Origin of the sequence: Paenibacillus hunanensis (assembly GCF_014645615.1) — a bacterium.
In the GTDB taxonomy this organism is placed as follows: Bacteria; Bacillota; Bacilli; order Paenibacillales; family Paenibacillaceae; genus Saccharibacillus; species Saccharibacillus hunanensis.
This window is the reverse complement of record NZ_BMMB01000004.1, coordinates 209,591-226,089: the sequence shown is the minus strand read 5'-3', so window position 1 is coordinate 226,089 and position 16,499 is coordinate 209,591. Positions and strand designations below refer to the sequence as shown.

The 16,499-nt window shown below is 48.5% G+C and carries 16 protein-coding genes; 4 read left to right on the top strand and 12 right to left on the bottom strand.

What is annotated here, in order from left to right; genetic code table 11:
- Window positions 1-88 precede the first annotated feature (88 nt).
- Window positions 89-1,600, top strand: coding sequence for a M14 family zinc carboxypeptidase (locus IEX62_RS09630; protein WP_188775246.1), 1,512 nt, complete (start codon window positions 89-91; stop codon window positions 1,598-1,600).
- A 110-nt stretch (window positions 1,601-1,710) separates the two neighbouring features.
- On the opposite strand, the gene IEX62_RS09625 is transcribed toward IEX62_RS09630, so the two are convergent.
- Window positions 1,711-2,223: a YbaK/EbsC family protein gene (locus IEX62_RS09625; protein WP_188775245.1), complete on the bottom strand. Its 513-nt coding sequence runs from the start codon at window positions 2,221-2,223 to the stop codon at window positions 1,711-1,713.
- Window positions 2,224-2,550: 327 nt separating this feature from the next.
- Between IEX62_RS09625 and IEX62_RS09620 the strand changes: the two genes are divergently transcribed.
- Window positions 2,551-2,820 carry an ACT domain-containing protein gene (locus tag IEX62_RS09620; protein ID WP_188775244.1) on the top strand — a complete coding sequence of 90 codons (270 nt, stop codon included), beginning with the start codon at window positions 2,551-2,553 and terminating at the stop codon, window positions 2,818-2,820.
- 233 nt (window positions 2,821-3,053) lie between these two features.
- Window positions 3,054-4,412, top strand: coding sequence for a PFL family protein (locus IEX62_RS09615; protein WP_188775243.1), 1,359 nt, complete (start codon window positions 3,054-3,056; stop codon window positions 4,410-4,412).
- 602 nt (window positions 4,413-5,014) lie between these two features.
- Here IEX62_RS09615 and IEX62_RS09610 read toward each other — a convergent pair.
- From IEX62_RS09610 to IEX62_RS09580, 7 genes are all read right to left on the bottom strand, one after another.
- Window positions 5,015-5,839, bottom strand: coding sequence for a purine-nucleoside phosphorylase (locus tag IEX62_RS09610; protein WP_188775242.1), 825 nt, complete (start codon window positions 5,837-5,839; stop codon window positions 5,015-5,017).
- 179 nt (window positions 5,840-6,018) lie between these two features.
- Window positions 6,019-6,453: an Imm26 family immunity protein gene (locus IEX62_RS09605; protein ID WP_188775241.1), complete on the bottom strand. Its 435-nt coding sequence runs from the start codon at window positions 6,451-6,453 to the stop codon at window positions 6,019-6,021.
- Window positions 6,454-6,512: 59 nt separating this feature from the next.
- Entirely contained in the window at window positions 6,513-7,412 is a 900-nt protein-coding gene (xerD, locus tag IEX62_RS09600) for a site-specific tyrosine recombinase XerD (RefSeq protein WP_188775240.1), read from the bottom strand.
- Between the two features lie 381 nt (window positions 7,413-7,793).
- Entirely contained in the window at window positions 7,794-8,264 is a 471-nt protein-coding gene (gene fur, locus IEX62_RS09595; RefSeq protein WP_188775239.1) for a ferric iron uptake transcriptional regulator, read from the bottom strand.
- A gap of 216 nt (window positions 8,265-8,480) precedes the next feature.
- On the bottom strand, window positions 8,481-9,713 hold the full coding sequence (locus tag IEX62_RS09590) for an endonuclease Q family protein (protein WP_188775608.1): 1,233 nt from the start codon (window positions 9,711-9,713) through the stop codon (window positions 8,481-8,483).
- An 11-nt stretch (window positions 9,714-9,724) separates the two neighbouring features.
- Window positions 9,725-10,318: an NUDIX domain-containing protein gene (locus IEX62_RS09585; protein ID WP_188775238.1), complete on the bottom strand. Its 594-nt coding sequence runs from the start codon at window positions 10,316-10,318 to the stop codon at window positions 9,725-9,727.
- Between the two features lie 121 nt (window positions 10,319-10,439).
- Window positions 10,440-11,573: a M20/M25/M40 family metallo-hydrolase gene (locus IEX62_RS09580; RefSeq protein ID WP_188775237.1), complete on the bottom strand. Its 1,134-nt coding sequence runs from the start codon at window positions 11,571-11,573 to the stop codon at window positions 10,440-10,442.
- Window positions 11,574-11,780: 207 nt separating this feature from the next.
- Here IEX62_RS09580 and prli42 point away from each other — a divergent pair, with 207 nt between their 5' ends.
- Complete coding sequence (prli42, locus tag IEX62_RS09575; RefSeq protein ID WP_188775236.1) at window positions 11,781-11,876, top strand: stressosome-associated protein Prli42; 96 nt, start codon at window positions 11,781-11,783, stop codon at window positions 11,874-11,876.
- Here the strand turns inward: prli42 and lipB are convergent.
- The 4 genes from lipB to IEX62_RS09555 form a co-directional block, all read right to left on the bottom strand.
- Window positions 11,851-12,564, bottom strand: coding sequence for a lipoyl(octanoyl) transferase LipB (lipB, locus tag IEX62_RS09570; RefSeq protein ID WP_188775235.1), 714 nt, complete (start codon window positions 12,562-12,564; stop codon window positions 11,851-11,853). The genes prli42 and lipB overlap by 26 nt on opposite strands.
- A 197-nt stretch (window positions 12,565-12,761) precedes the next feature.
- Entirely contained in the window at window positions 12,762-14,162 is a 1,401-nt protein-coding gene (locus tag IEX62_RS09565) for a dihydrolipoamide acetyltransferase family protein (protein WP_188775234.1), read from the bottom strand.
- Window positions 14,163-14,277: 115 nt separating this feature from the next.
- Window positions 14,278-15,261 (bottom strand): alpha-ketoacid dehydrogenase subunit beta, encoded by a 984-nt coding sequence (locus tag IEX62_RS09560; RefSeq protein WP_188775233.1) that lies wholly within the window; start codon window positions 15,259-15,261, stop codon window positions 14,278-14,280.
- Window positions 15,261-16,289, bottom strand: a complete 1,029-nt coding sequence (locus IEX62_RS09555; RefSeq protein WP_188775232.1) for a thiamine pyrophosphate-dependent dehydrogenase E1 component subunit alpha — start codon at window positions 16,287-16,289, stop codon at window positions 15,261-15,263. The genes IEX62_RS09560 and IEX62_RS09555 overlap by 1 nt, the downstream gene beginning before the upstream one ends.
- Window positions 16,290-16,499: the final 210 nt, after the last annotated feature.

Genomic DNA, 16,499 nt, shown 5'->3' with positions numbered 1-16,499 from the left:
GATACCAAACGGATCGTAACCATTGCTATACTGTTACCAGATCTGCTTTAGATTCGCGGTCAACACTATTTTGTACAGGAGGGTTCATTTGAAAAAGACTATGCTTGCTCTGCTTGGTATGCTTCTGCTACTGAGCGCTATTCCGCTATACCCCATTTCTGCTGCCAGTCGCTCGATCGTTGATGCTACCGCCACCTATACATATGATCGCATGACGCGCGATATCCAAACACTCGCCCAAACATATCCCGATCTTATTGAATACCGCTCCATCGGCAAAACCAAATACGGTCGCGACATCTGGGCTGTCGGTCTTGGAAAAGGCACCGCAACCATCTTCGTCAATGGCTCACATCATGCTAGAGAATGGCTGACCACCACGCTGAATATGACGATGATCGAGCAGTACGCGGCTGCCTATACGGCGAATCGTCCATACGAAGGCTATAATGCACGTGCCATTTTGGATAAAACGACGATCTGGTTCGTGCCGATGGTCAATCCAGATGGCGTGACCTTGCAGCAGCTTGGACTTAGCGCCTTCCCCGCTTCTGTACATAGCGCCCTCATTCGCATGAATGGTGGCAGCACCAATTTTAAACGTTGGAAAGCGAATCCACAGGGCATCGATCCGAATCGACAATATGACTCCTACTGGGCAACATTGGAGGCTAATATCGCCTATCCCTTCTGGCGTAATCATAAAGGAACCGCGCCTGTGCAAACACCTGAAAATAAAGCGATCGTTCGCTTCACCTATGAGATCGATCCAGAGATCGCCGTATCGTACCATTCAGCTGGGCGCATCATTTACTGGAGCTTTCACACATTGCCTGCTAATCTACCACGCGACAAGCGTCTAGCAAATCTATTCAGTCAAACCACAGGCTATCGTCTGATGCCACAACGCAGCGATTCATCCGGTGGCGGCTATACGGATTGGTTTATCACTACCTTTAATCGTCCAGCCTTCACCCCGGAGATCGGCATCAAGTCTGGGGAAACGAATCTGCCTGTATCTGCGTTTCCAGAAGAATGGCGACGCAATAAGAAGATTGGTCTCTGGCTAGCGCAGGAGGGCTACACCCTGTGGAGCAAGCGCAATCCTAACCCGACACGCTATATTACAGTTCAGGTGGATGGACAGCCACCTGCGCAGGCAACGAAAGCCTTTGTACAAAAGGGCGTCAATTATGTTGCTTACAAGCCTTTACTTGAGCAATACGGCTTCACCGCCTTCTGGGATCAGAGCACACGTACCGTAACCGCAACCTCCAGCGCATCAGGAACGGTCAGCTTTACGCTGAATAGTCTATATGCACAGGTGAATGGTGCAGCGGTGACACTATCTGGTAAGCCTGTGATGGTCGATGGAATGATCTATGTCCCAGCTCGTATGATCAGCCAGGCAACAGGTGCCGCACTACGTGTGGATCGTCAGACCGGACAGCTACAGTTCACCAGTCCCGAACCAGTAGCTCCTGCCGTGCCATCGATTGAATCCCCGCAACCACCGGAAGTGACAGCCCCGCCTGTTAATCCGAATGCAACGGAGGGTAGTGCGCCATCAACAGTTGAGAATTCGACGTATGGGCAGTAAAGCCAATATAATGCTGTACATTTATCTGGTAAGTGTAATTACACTACAAAAAGAACCGTTCATTCCGATGGATGAGCGGTTCTTTGGTATGTTGTATTTTAAAATGCTTTTTAAATGGCATTACTCTCTCCTGAGGCGGTGTCCACTCCCCAATCCTTACACACATCCACCCAGCCCTTCGCTTCCGCATAACGCTCTAGCTCTGGCAGCGTCAGCTCAATCGCAGAGTTACTACTTCCGCAAGCTGGAAATACCGTATCAAACCGTTTCAGCGATTCATCCAGGTAAATAGCTAGTGGAGTCGCCAGTCCAAATGGACATACCCCACCAATCGCATGTCCCGTATGCTCCAGCACTTCTTCAGGACTGAGCATACGCGGTTTAAATGAAAATACGGTACGAAACTTCTTGTTATCAATCCGCGCATCACCTGCGGCAACAATGAGCACCGCCTGTTCATTTTCTTTTTCACTACGAAATGATAGTGTTTTCGCAATCCGAGCTGGAATCACGCCAATCGTATCTGCTGCCTCCTGCACGGTTGCACTGGAGGTTGTAAATTCCAATACATCCTGCTCCCGTTCCCATTTGCGAAAATGCTCCTTCACCTGTTCAATTGCCATATTGTTCATTCACCCTTTCAATCGCTTATATGTACATGTGAGAAAGACATCTATTAACTTAATTTTAATTCAGCACTATATCATTTCGCTGAAGCTCCACTCCCAGCGGACACGACATAAAATATGCTAAATGTTTGTCTATCTTAGCAACATATACTAAAACAATCCGTTCTGATCGTCAAATACGCTTGAACCAAAATGAAACGTCTGACATAATAACGATAGCCCGCCGAATAGATGCGACAACGCGGTGACGAAGAACAGAGAATAGTTACTCGCATCATCTATTTGTGCTGCTCATTATGTGATAGGGAGAGGTTGTTGGTTATGAAAGGAATCATTACTGTACTTGGAAAAGACAAGGTTGGCATTATCGCTGGAGTCTGTACATATCTAGCCGGGCAAAACGTCAACATTCTGGATATTTCGCAAACGATTGTTCAGGATTACTTCAATATGATGATGATTGTGGATGCATCGAATGCAGGTAAGGCATTTGAAGGACTCGTAGAGGATCTACAGCAGCTCGGTACAGAGATTGGCGTAGAGATCAAGCTACAGCATGAGGATATTTTCAGTACGATGCACCGAATTTAATCGTTGTCTGATTAGCTCATGAGTGATTGAAGCGATCGCTGGAATAGCGTATATTCTTCCAGCTACAAGCATCTGACTGCTTCTTATGATCATGATATGAGCATACATAAGCGGATGGCGGTATAGATAGCATTCACAGACAAGCCTAGCTCATCGCAGCTACACAATAAATACAACGAAATGCGGAAGCACGTACATGAACAGATCGGTTTAACGAACGAGGAGGAACAAGCATGATCTCAATTGTAGAAGCACAGGAAACGAATAAAATGATCCGCGAAATGAATCTGGATGTTCGCACAATCACGATGGGCATTAGCCTGTTGGATTGCGCGCACAGCAACATCGATACATTTAATCGCAATATGTATGACAAAATTACCCGGCTGGCTGAAAATCTGGTCAAAACAGGTGAGGATCTGGAGCGCCAATTCGGTATTCCAATCATTAATAAACGTATCTCTGTCACACCGATCGCCATCGCAGCCGGTGGCGTTAATAGCGAATCGTATGTATCGATCGCAGAGACACTGGATCGCGCTGCTCGTGAAGTAGGCGTGAACTTTATCGGTGGCTTCTCCGCTCTGGTGCATAAAGGCTTTACAACGAGTGATCGTCGTCTGATCGCTAGCATTCCTGAGGCGCTGGCAACGACAGAACGCGTCTGCTCCTCCGTCAATATTGGCTCCTCTCGTAGCGGAATCAACATGGATGCAGTCAAATGGATGGGGAGCATCATCAACCAAACGGCAGAGCTGACAGCGGATCGCGATTCGGCGGGCTGCTCCAAGCTGGTCGTATTCTGTAACTCTGTTGAAGATAACCCATTTATGGCAGGTGCCTTCCACGGTGTTGGTGAAGCCGAATGTGTTATCAACGTCGGCGTAAGTGGCCCGGGTGTAGTGAAGCGTGCGCTGGAGGAAGCAAAGGATAGCGATTTTGAAACGTTATGCGAAACGATCAAGCGTACCGCCTTCAAGGTTACACGTGTTGGACAACTCGTAGCACAGGAAACGTCCAAGCGTCTGGGTATCCCATTCGGTATCGTTGATCTGTCCCTTGCCCCTACTCCAGAGATCGGCGATTCCATCGCAGAGATTTTCCAGGTGATGGGTCTGGAGGAAGCTGGCGCACCAGGCACCACAGCTGCACTTGCTATTCTAAACGATAATGTCAAAAAAGGCGGCGTGATGGCATCTTCGTATGTGGGTGGCTTGAGCGGCGCATTTATTCCAGTCAGCGAAGACCACGGCATGATCGAAGCCGTCCAAAAAGGCGCGTTGACGCTGGAAAAACTAGAAGCGATGACATGCGTATGCTCTGTTGGACTGGACATGGTTGCCATCCCAGGCGATACCAAAGAATCCACTATTTCCGGTATTATCGCCGACGAAGCAGCGATCGGTATGGTCAACAACAAAACGACCGCCGTTCGCCTAATCCCCGTTATCGGCAAGCAGGTAGGCGAAATCGCCGAATTCGGTGGACTACTGGGCTATGCACCCGTCATGCCAGTAAACGGCTTTAGCTGTCAAAGCTTCATCGACCGCGGCGGACGCATTCCAGCACCGATTCATAGTTTTAAAAACTAAGGAATAACAAAGAAACCAGTGCCTTCTTAATTCAGAGGCTCTGGTTTCTTTATATCGCATGAATAAATAGCTGTACGTATTTGTTGTTAGATTGAATAAAATTCACGAAACATTCTTTCAAAATTTTCTTTAACATGATGATCGCTAACTTATATTCATATGTTCCTTTGATTCACTATTTTTTAATAATAGTTGAGTAGGCTTAAAAAGCCAATTTTCATTTGTGTACAATAAATTTTTTCTTTTATATATTCTACTTTAATATTTTTAAAAGTTATATTCTCGGTTATGTATACTAAATTTTTGTGCAACTTATCACCTCCTTTATTCATTAACTCATTAACTTATTTTCAAAAAACGTATTGGTGGGAATCACTCAGAACGTAGGAAAGGAAATAAGGGGAAAGGACGACTTTTGAGCACGGGAATCTACAATTCTTTCCTACTCCGTAGATTCCTGTGCGAGACCGGAGTCCGTCCCCTTATTCCTTTCTGGAGTGGTTGATGCCCGTCTCCTAAGTGTACCTATATATCTTTAGAAATATAAAAAAGGAGCCTGAAATGGTACATAAATTCAGGCTCCTTCTTTATCACATAAACTCTTACATCTTCGGAATAATCGCCAATACCAGCTTCAGGAACTGATCACGTACACGATCTGCTGTTTCCATAACCTCATCATGAGACAATGGCTGATCCAGAATACCTGCTGCCATATTCGTAATACAGGAGATACCCAGTACTTCAATGCCAGCATGACGCGCTACGATCGTCTCCGATACTGTAGACATTCCTACGGCATCCGCACCGAGTGTACGCAGCATGCGAATCTCTGCTGGTGTCTCATACGTAGGGCCAAGCAGACCTGCATATACGCCTTCTTGTACCTTCAGTCCCTGACTTGCAGCTGTGTCGTTAAACACTTGACGCAGACGGCGGCTGTACGCTTCGGACAGATCCGGGAAACGTACGCCAAGTGCAGGATCGTTTGGCCCGATCAATGGGTTGCGTCCAGTCAGGTTCAGGTGATCGCTCAGCACCATCAGATCGCCTGGCTGGTACGATGTGTTTACACCACCCGCAGCATTCGTTACGAGCAAGCTTGATACACCAAGCTCCTTCATAACACGTACAGGGAACGCGGTTACTTCTGGGCCATAGCCTTCATACATATGGAAGCGACCCTTCATCATAACAACTGGACGACCTTGAATGTTACCGAGCAGCAATTCACCATCATGACCTTCTACTGTCGAAACAGGGAAATGCGGAATATCGCTGTAAGCAATCGCTACGCCTTCCTCGATCAATTCAGCCAGTACGCCCAGTCCTGAGCCGAGAATCAGACCTACCTCGGGTGTAATGTCACTTTTGCTACGGATGTAGGATGCTGCTTCCTGAATAGTTGCCTGAGTAATTGTTGTCATTACGATTCCTCCTGAATAGCCTCTGTTGACTGCATATGAAAATGAGCAATCAATGCAGCTATAGTTATGTGTAGTACATATAGATAATACATGTGATTATGAAGCTCTCTGTTCATCTCCAAGCAGAGCGGCACGGAATATTCAAGATCGATCTGGATGGGTGACATGATGAATATGGATTACGACGTTGCTTCGTATCCAGCAAGCACAATCTGCACTCGCTCATTCCCAGCTACACTCATCACAGGATAATTCGGGTACTCCTCGATCGCTAGCTTTCGAATCCACTCATCATTATGATACAGATCACCAGCGACATGAAACCACTGCATTGCCAGCTTTTGCTCTGTCAGTGGCAGATGACCGACTACTTTCCAGGTACGACGCATATTCGTTGCCGATGCGAATAAGATATGACCATGTCTACCGTTATCCTTAAAGGTAATATATTCGCGATCCTCTTCAGGCAGCTTCGGTTCTTCTCCTATGCTCAGCACACCAAATGAAAATACCCGATCGAACCTGTCCTGTAGCGCGCATATCACCTGTCCGATTGCCCATCTGCCATCCTTCATCGGGATGGTGAACAGATCACCATCCTTGTACTTTTTCATCGCTACCTCCTGCATGTTAGCTGCTACTTACTCAGCAACGAGCCAGATTAGAAAGATGATCAGGTCGCGTTGGCACGTGGATGATGCGCTTCGTACACGTCCTTCATATTCTTTTTGGAAATGCGTGTATAGATCTGTGTGGTTGAAATGTCGGCATGACCGAGCATTTCCTGTACCGAACGCAGATCAGCGCCGTTTTCCAGCAGATGCGCGGCAAAGGAATGACGCAGTGTATGTGGCGTAATATCCGCTTCAATACCTGCTTCACGTGCGTATTTTTTAATAATTTTCCAGAAGCCCTGACGTGTTAATCTTGTACCGAGCTGATTAACGAATAACGCGATTTCATCTGTACGCTCCCGTACCAGCTGAGCACGTCCATCCTGCACATATTCAGCAATACGCTTCACGGTTACGCCTGTGATCGGAATAATGCGCTCCTTGCCAGAATTGCTAGCACAGCGCAAAAATTTCAAATCCAGACGTACATCGTCTACATTGACCGAGATCAGCTCGGATACGCGAATGCCTGTTGCATATAGTAGCTCCAGCATCGCACGGTCACGACGACCCTGTGCCGTATGCTTATCCGGTGCATCCAGCAGCTGCTCCACCTCGCCTACGCTCATCACCTGTGGCAGACGTTTTTCCGCCTTCGGTGCTTCCATATGGATCGATGGGTCCTGCTGGATGATCCCCTCACGTACAAGGTATTGGCAAAACGAACGTAACGATACCGTCATACGTGTAATCGTAGACGACGCTCTACCGATCAAGCGCATTTCGCCTAAAAACAACGCAATATGGGTTTTGCGAATTTGGTCTGGCATCATAATGTCACGCTGATGCGCAAACTCGATAAACTGGCTCAAATCACGATGATACGATTCCAGCGTATTTCGTGAAAGCCCTTTCTCTTCTGTCAGGTAACGAATAAACTGCTCTAAGTATTCTTTCATTATCAATCAGCCTCCTCTGCGTCTGGGCTACAGACACGATCGAATTTGCCAGCATAGGGCAAATCCGTTCTGGCAATGGGCTGTCGGCTGGCTGTCACCTTCAGACCGTTACATATTATATCGTTAGCGCACCATGCCCAATCTGCGGACACGATGCAATTTCATCGGATTATGTAAAAGCAATGTATACCGCATCACCATCAGGCTTCCAGCATACACCTACTGCGTCAAAAAGACCCTCTCCCGAACAGCCATATTATCGGGCGAGAGTCTCTGGTATCCAAATGATCTATTCAGTTATATCGCCTCATGATGCTGCTGCCATATGGCTTTGTAATCAAGGAGCCTAGCAGCATAATCATTCATGTGGCTATACGAAGCTTACTTGTCTGTTGCACCGTTCTCGCCGTTTTCCTTGTCTTTGCAGCGGTGACAGATGCCGTAAAAGTCCAGACGATGGTCAAGAACAGCAAAGTCAAATTCCTTATCCAGCCGTTCTTCAAGCGGTCCAAGCCAATCCTCACGAATCTCATCCATGCTGCCACATTGTACGCAGATTAGATGATGATGGTGGTGCTTGCTCGTATCGGTACGCAGATCGTAACGCGCTACGCCGTCGCCAAAGTTAATCTTCTCCACGACATGCAGTTCACTCAAAAGCTCAAGGGTACGGTATACGGTAGCCAGACCGATTTCGGGAGCTTTTTGCTTCACGAGCATGAATACGTCCTCGGCACTCAGATGATCTTCTTCGTTCTCAAGGAGCACTCGCACGGTAGCTTCCCGCTGGGGTGTTAATTTGTAACCTTTGGATTGTAGCTGATGTTTAATTTTATCGATCCGTGCTTCCATTTTTGCCCTCCCCCTGTGGAAATCACTGCATCGCTGAAATGCTCACTCCAATTATTATAGGGGGATTATGAAGTTAAAGTCAAACGTTTTAGCAACTGATACAAACTGTTGTTGCCTGAAGGCAAAACATCAACCTATGCCATATAACGTTGATCCTCCGACCATCCTCATCCTTGGAAAAGAACCTGAAATACCAGTAATATCTGAATTGATCGACTAGCCGGTGACAACCTTACCATACGCGCCACCACCACCGGCACTGAGCGTCAGGCGACCTTCGCGTGCCAGTACGATATAGTTGGCGATCTCCTTACCAACTACTGCTTCTAGCTCGGATGCGGACGAACGATGTAATATTGCCATCTCTGTGCCGAACACTTCCAGCAACCGATTCATTCTCGCAGGGCCAAGTCCTGGGATAAAGGATAGCGGCACCTGATAACGATACGGCGGGCGATCCGCAGGCGGCTCCGGCTGCGACCGATCAGCGATATGCAGCACCCGATCCAGTACACCAATCGTTAGCTGCGTGCTACCGCAGTACGGACAGCGCTCTAGCACAGCTCCGGATTCATGAATAATATGCTCACAGTTCCGGCAATAGGTTCGATGATATTTTCCAAGTCGCGGGTCGAGTCCATAATTGGCTTCAATATGCGCCCCTTCATTCCCATGTAGCACGCCAAGCAAGCCATCAAAGCTTGCCTCTTTCATCCGAAGCACATTGTACTCGCGTCCAATTTTGCCAAGTGAATGGGCATCCGAATTCGTGAATAGCGGATAACGATCCAGCTCGCTAATATAGCCCGCCATTGTCGTATCCGCACTCAACCCTAGCTCTCCGCCATCCACCAGCTCCAGATCAAACACATCACTCATATGTGCGGTTACACTACCATAAATGCCTTTGTGTGGCGTGAACATATGCGCAGGCATAAAGAGACCGCCACGCTGCTTCGTCTGCTGCTGTAGCTCGCGATACGTCGTATGCAGACGCTGCGAGCTAAGCTGGATATTTTTCATCCGTGTACGCATCCACTCTGCAAAATCATCCATCCGCTCCAGATCACGGAAATATACCAGCACATGGCATTCCTGCTGGCCTGGCTCACGAATCTCAATCTCCGACCCGAGCAGAATGGTCGTATCTCGATAGCGAATACCGCCACCAGGCAGCTCACTCATTTCTCCAGTAGCGATTAAGGTGCGAATATCCGCACGTACGCCAGGAGAATGACAATCGATAATGCCAATCAATCCAATCCCTTTGCGCTCAGAAGCTTCCTTGGCGATATTGGCAAAGGTCAGATTGCGGCTACCACTAATCTTAACTGGCTGCCCATCCTCACTACGGCCAATATGAATGTGCAGATCGGCATACACCTGCTGTAGCTGCACAGTATGTTCACTGTATGTGTTTATACCGGACAGCAGCTCTGCCGATGGCATGGAATCCTTCATTACTTCGGCTCTACGCCCTGCTTGATCAAATGCCATGCCTGCACAGCCATGATCGTCTTCGCATCGCTGATCCGTCCGGCGCGAATCTGCTCGTATGCTTCTTCCAGCGTAATAGCGCTCATTTCCAAAAACTCATCCTCATCCAGCTGTGCCTCTCCCTGCTCCAGCTCATCCGCCAGATACAGATGAATTAGTTCATCGGCAAAGCCCGGCGATGTGTAAAAGGAATACAGCAGCTTCAATTCCTTCGCGGTATAGCCTGTCTCTTCCTTGAGCTCGCGTGCAATCGCGTCTGCCGGGTCTTCACCTGGCTCCAGCTTGCCAGCTGGAATCTCTACCTGCGTCCGTCCTAGTGGCTGTCGATATTGGTCAACTACGATCATGCGATCATTGTGAATCGCAAGCACCGCAACCGCGCCATTATGGCGTACAATCTCTCGTTTGCCTGTCTCTCCATTCGGTAGACGTACAGTATCCACCTGTACTCGAATCACTTTTCCATCAAAAATCGGTTCCGTTGACAACGTTACCTCATCCAGCGCTGGATTGGGCTGATGCTTCGACTGATTATTAGACCGGGTTGAATCGCTCATACTATCCCTCCTGAGTAGGTGTCCGCTGTTAACGGGAATTTATGTTCATACTATTCATCATGTGATTGTGATACACACGCCATACATAATCGTATATACCCTTCATTCTATTCGTCTTTGTTCAACTGTTCAGCTTGCCAGTTTCGCGTACAATTTCAATAACAAGACGCGCCGCGTTAATCAATTCGTCCCGATGAATACGCTCACTTGTTGTATGGATATTCTCATAGCCTACTGCCAGATTCGCAGTTGGTACACCCATTCCGTTGAAAATATTCGCGTCACTACCGCCACCTGTATGGAAAATGTCATTCGGCAGTCCCAGATTCGCTGAAGCCCGCTGCGCCAGCTGTACGACCGCATCCTCCTCAGTAAACTTGAAGCCCGGATACACGATAATGCTCTGGAATTTGCAGGTCGCACCAAAATCAGCACAGGTCGCTTCCAACGATTCCTTCATCGCCGCAATCTGTACTTCTACCTTCTCATGGACAAGACTGCGTGCCTCTGCTTGCAGCTTCGCATAATCGCATACAACATTCGTCGCGCCGCCACCTTCAAAACTGCCGATGTTCGCTGTCGTTTCGTGATCGATACGTCCCAGCTTCATACGCGAGATCGCTTTACCTGCAACCTGAATGGCACTGATGCCATCTTCTGGATTCACACCTGCATGAGCAGATTTGCCGAAGATCTCCATAATAATACGCGCCTGTGTTGGTGCAGCTACCGCAATCGTGCCCACTGCTCCATTCGAATCAATCGCATAGCCAAATTCAGCATCCAGCAGTGAACGCTCCATCGCACGCGCACCCATCAAGCCGGATTCTTCACCTGCGGTAATGACAAACTGAATCTGTCCGTGCGGAATCTGCTGTTCTTTCAATACATGCACCAGCTCGAACAGTGCAGCAACGCCTGCTTTATCGTCTGCACCCAGAATCGTATCGCCAGCACTGGTAATCCAGCCCTGCTCGTCAATGACGGGCTGAATGCCGATACCTGGTTTTACGGTATCCATATGGGTAGTGAAAAAGATTTTAGGGATCGGCTGATCCGTATTTGGTGCGAGCGTTGCGATCAGATTACCTGCGCCATGTCCGGTTTTCGCAGCGGATTCGTCCTCCACAACGGTAAAGCCCAGCGCAAGTAATTTCTCGGTCAAATGATCCGCAATGAGGCGTTCATTTTTCGTTTCGCTATCGATTTGTACAAGCTCCAAAAATTGTTCAACTAATCTGCTTTGATTAACCACGATAATACGCTCCTTTTTTTGAAAACAAATGCCTCGCTACAACGTATATAACCGATATGTCGGTATCGCTACCGTTTGTTCACATGATAGACGCAGCTATCGTTTTGCAAACAAGGCATAGACACGTTATGATAAGGATTGATGTGCATCGTGCGGATTGCCCCTGTACATGCATGAATAAGATTGAGATGCAAAGGAGTTCAGCTTATGCAACAGAAAAAATGGTTTAAAGTCTTCATTTATGTGATGCTGATCGCCATGATCGGCTCGGTCATTTTCACTCTTGCTCAGCCTTTTCTGTAAGGGTTGCGCCCCATTCCGGCTGTTCGTAGCCAAAATGACGTGCAAAATGCGGAACGATCTCGTTCGCAACCTGGCGAATGTCATACGCACGGCCGGTTATATCCTCTAATGAGGTAACCCCATACTCTTCGATCCCGCACGGAATAATACCAGAAAAACCTTGCTGCTCAATGCCAGAGGCGATATTGAAGGCAAAGCCATGGCTTGTAATAAATCCGCGTCGACTGCGGCACTTATTGAACTTGATGCCAATCGCAGCAATTTTCAGATCGCCTACCCATACACCGGTGTAGGCTTCTTTGCGTCCAGCTTCAATACCCTGCTCTGCCAGATAGTCAATAATAACCTGCTCCAGTGTGCGCAGGTAGCGGTGCGGGTCCATGCCTCTGGATGTATCCAGCAGCAAGATCGGATAACCGACCAATTGCCCTGGCCCATGATATGTAATGTCCCCTCCGCGATCGATCTGAAATAGAGCGATACCACGCTCCTTCAGCTCTTCTTCACTCCACAGCAGATGCTCTGGATGGCGCTGTGAGCCAATCGTATACGTTGGCGGATGCTGGAGTAACAATAGCTGCTCGCCTCCATCGCCTGTATCGACAGCCTGCACCAGCTCCTTTTGCTTGTCCCATGCCGCTGCGTATTCCATCAGAGGGGTATAGGATACGTGAATAATCGAACTCATGATGAAGCACTCCTTTTCCCGGTTATGCACAAATTCATTGAATGTCGGATGGATAAGCAAAAGGTCGACAAAGCCGCGGGGCTGTCAACCTTTTGCATGTCTATTCCGCTATGATGATGCACTTGCACGATGTCTACATCGTAATATTCTACACTCTATTAAATGTAACTCACCTGCAAGGCGAATACAACTTCACCTTAATACAGCTTCGTATCCATACCGTAGCCTTCCAGATTATCCTTCACGCGTTGCAGGAAGCGTCCACAAATGACGCCGTCTAGAATACGGTGATCCAGCGACATACACAGGTTAACCATGGAACGGACACCGATCATATCATTGATCACAACGGGACGCTTCACAATCGATTCAAATGTTAGAATCGCTGCTTGCGGATAGTTAATGATCGGGTAAGACAGTACCGAACCGAATGAGCCGGTATTGTTGACTGTAAATGTACCGCCCTGCATATCGTCCAGCTTGAGCTTACCTTCGCGTGTACGACGAGCTAGATCATCGATCTCGTGTGCCAGTCCAGCGATATTTTTCTGATCAGCACGTTGAATGACCGGTGTCATTACCGAATCCTCAGTTCCGACGGCAAGAGACACATTAATATCGCGTTTAACGATAATTTTATCAACTGCCCAGACCGAGTTCATAATCGGGTAATCCTTGATTGCATTTACAACGGCTTTGATCAAGAACGGCAGATACGTTAATGTAATGCCTTCACTACGTTTGAATTCATCTTTTAGCTTATTGCGCAGCATTACGAGGTTCGTAACGTCAACTTCAATCATTGTCCACGCGTGCGGAATTTCCGATACGCTCTGACGCATATTACGAGCGATCGCGTTACGAAGTGGCGTTACATCGATCATATGCTCGCCGCGTCCGCTTGCATTATCGCTCTGCTCCAGCTCAATCTTCGGAATCGCTGGCGTTTCACTCAGGTGAATACCAGAATTACGTACAGCATAATCCGCAGCAGATGGCTGAGCCGCACCGAAAGCAGCAGATGCAGCAGGTGTTGCTATAGCGGCTGAAGCTTGCGTTACCGCAGGAGCTGCCGCTGGCGTTGCTGTTCCATTTTCCAGTGCTTTCAGTACATCACGACGAGTAACGCGTCCACCTGCACCTGTACCGGTGATTAGGGATAGATCAAGTCCGTGCTCAGCTGCCAGCGATTGTACGGCTGGAGAATAGCGTCCTGCCATACCTTGATTTCCTGCACTCGCCGCTGGACGTGCTGGAGTGGCAGTCGGTTGTGATGCTGGAGCCGATGCCGCTGGTGTATTCACTGGAGCGGCTGGTTCACTCGGTGCTGATGACTGAGCAGTTCCTTCACCGTAAATGCGACAGATAATCTCGCCTACAGCCACCTCCTGTCCTTCCGCTGCGAGCAATTCGCCCATTGTTCCTTCCATAACGGATGGAATCTCGGCATTGACTTTATCGGTAATCACTTCACAGATTGGCTCGTATTGATCGACCGGGTCACCGGGCTTTTTGAGCCATTTGGCAATTGTTGCAGATACGAGCGATTCTGCCAGCTGTGGCATTGCGATATCGGTCGGGTTTCCATGTTGAGACATTATATTCACTCCTGAAAATTGCCGGCCATCCTGTTGATGAACCGGCAATTTATTTTGGTCATTCTACAGAGGCAAGCTGCATGACCGAAGTCAGGCATGTAGACATTGCTCCAGTTTAGAACAGTGCCAGCTCGCGCATTGCCGTTTTGACTTTATCTTTATTCAGCATATAAGCTTTTTCCTGTGGTGGGTTGATCGGCATCGCTGGTGCATCCGGTCCTGCCAGACGGCGAATCGGTGCATCCAGATCGAATAAACATTCCTCTGCGATGATCGCAGCCACTTCGCCGCCTACACCACCAGTAAGATTATCCTCATGTACGATCAGCACTTTACCTGTACGTCGTGCTGCTTCAACGATGCCTTCACGATCGATCGGCTGAATGGTGCGCAGATCGAGCACATGGCTCGTAATACCTTCCTGCTCCAGCTCCTCAGCTGCCTGCATGATGAAATGCAGTGGCAAGCTATAGCTGATCACTGTAATATCGTCGCCCTCGCGTAGCACATTGGCTTTACCGATCGGTACAACATAATCATCCTCAGGCACATCGCCCTTGATCAGTTTATAGCATTTTTTATTTTCAAAAAAGAGGACTGGATCTGGATCGCGTACCGCGGCTTTGAGCAAGCCTTTGGCATCATATGCAGAATACGGTGCGACAATCTTCAAGCCCGCTGTACCGAAAAATACTGACTCCATACATTGCGAGTGATACAATCCACCGAAAATACCGCCACCGATTGGTGCGCGCACGACGAGTGGACAGCTCCAATCATTGTTAGAGCGATAGCGAATTTTTGCCGCTTCACTAATAATCTGGTTCGTCGCTGGCAGCATAAAGTCCGAATATTGCATTTCCGCAATCGGCTTCATGCCATACATCGCTGCACCGATTGCTACACCGGCAATCGCTGATTCGGACAATGGTGTATCCATTACACGATCTTCGCCGTACAGCTCCTGCAAGCCTTTTGTCGTTGTGAACACGCCACCCTTCACACCAACATCCTCACCCAGTACAAATACGTTCTCGTCCAGCGCCATCTCTTCCTTCATCGCCAGACGAATCGCATCAATATATTCCATCATTGCCATTACTGTGCATCCTCCCCGTCACCTGCGAATACATGCAGCAGTGTGTCCTCTGCACGCGGATAAGGAGCGTTGTCAGCGTACTCGGTCGCTTCCTTCATGATCTGCGTGCATTCCTTTTGCAGCTCTTCATCCTGCTGTTCGCTCCAGATGCCGCAATCAAGCAGATACTGCTTATAGCGTGGCAAACCGTCTTTTTCCCAATTTGCATCGACTTCTTCCTTCGTGCGATAGGCCAGATCGTTATCGGAGGTGGAGTGCGGAGCAAGACGATATACCATCGCCTCGATCAGTGTTGGGCCTTCGCCATTGATCGCACGCTCGCGCGCTTCCTTCACTGCCGCGTATACTTCCAGCACATCGTTACCGTCTACACGCAGCCCTGGGAAGCCATAGCCCAGCGCACGGTCACTGATCTTACCGCTCAGCTGCTTGTGAACAGGCACGGAGATCGCATACTGGTTATTTTCACACATAATGATGACCGGCAGTTTATGTACACCGGCAAAATTACAGCCTTCATGGAAATCGCCCTGGTTACTGGAGCCTTCACCAAAGGTAACGAACGAGACGAGCTTCTGACGCTTCATCTTCGCTGCCAGCGCCACGCCTACAGCGTGCGGAACCTGTGTCGTTACCGGGCTGGAGCCTGTTACAATGCGCAGACGTTTACTACCAAAGTGTCCTGGCATCTGACGACCGCCGCTGTTCGGGTCCTCAGCCTTCGCAAAGGCAGACAGCATCAGCTCACGTGCCGTCATCCCAACGGATAATACAAAGCCATAATCGCGGTAATAAGGCAGGAAATAATCTTCTTGACGATCCAGTGCGAACGCAGCGCCTACCTGAGCCGCCTCCTGTCCTACACCGGATACGTGAAAGTTAATTTTACCGGCACGCTGTAGCAGCAAGCAACGCTCGTCGAACTTACGCGCCATCATCATATATCGATACAATTCAATTGCCTGGTCATCGGTCAGCCCAAGCTGCTCATGCCGGGTTTGCTGGTCAATAGTACCTTTTGCCTTCATTGCAGGTACCTCCTTCATAAATAACGAAGCGATCAAGTCCACTTCGTGCTCACTTACGCGTCCTGAGTGTATCATCCGCCGAGTCGGTACAAAGCCGTCAACATGCGTTAACTCAAGGATCGCTGTCTTATTAGTTCATCAGGCTTCTACTTGTAAGGGTACACTTCTCATGCCCTATTTCGCAAATATACCTCTCTCCTGCTGTGTGAT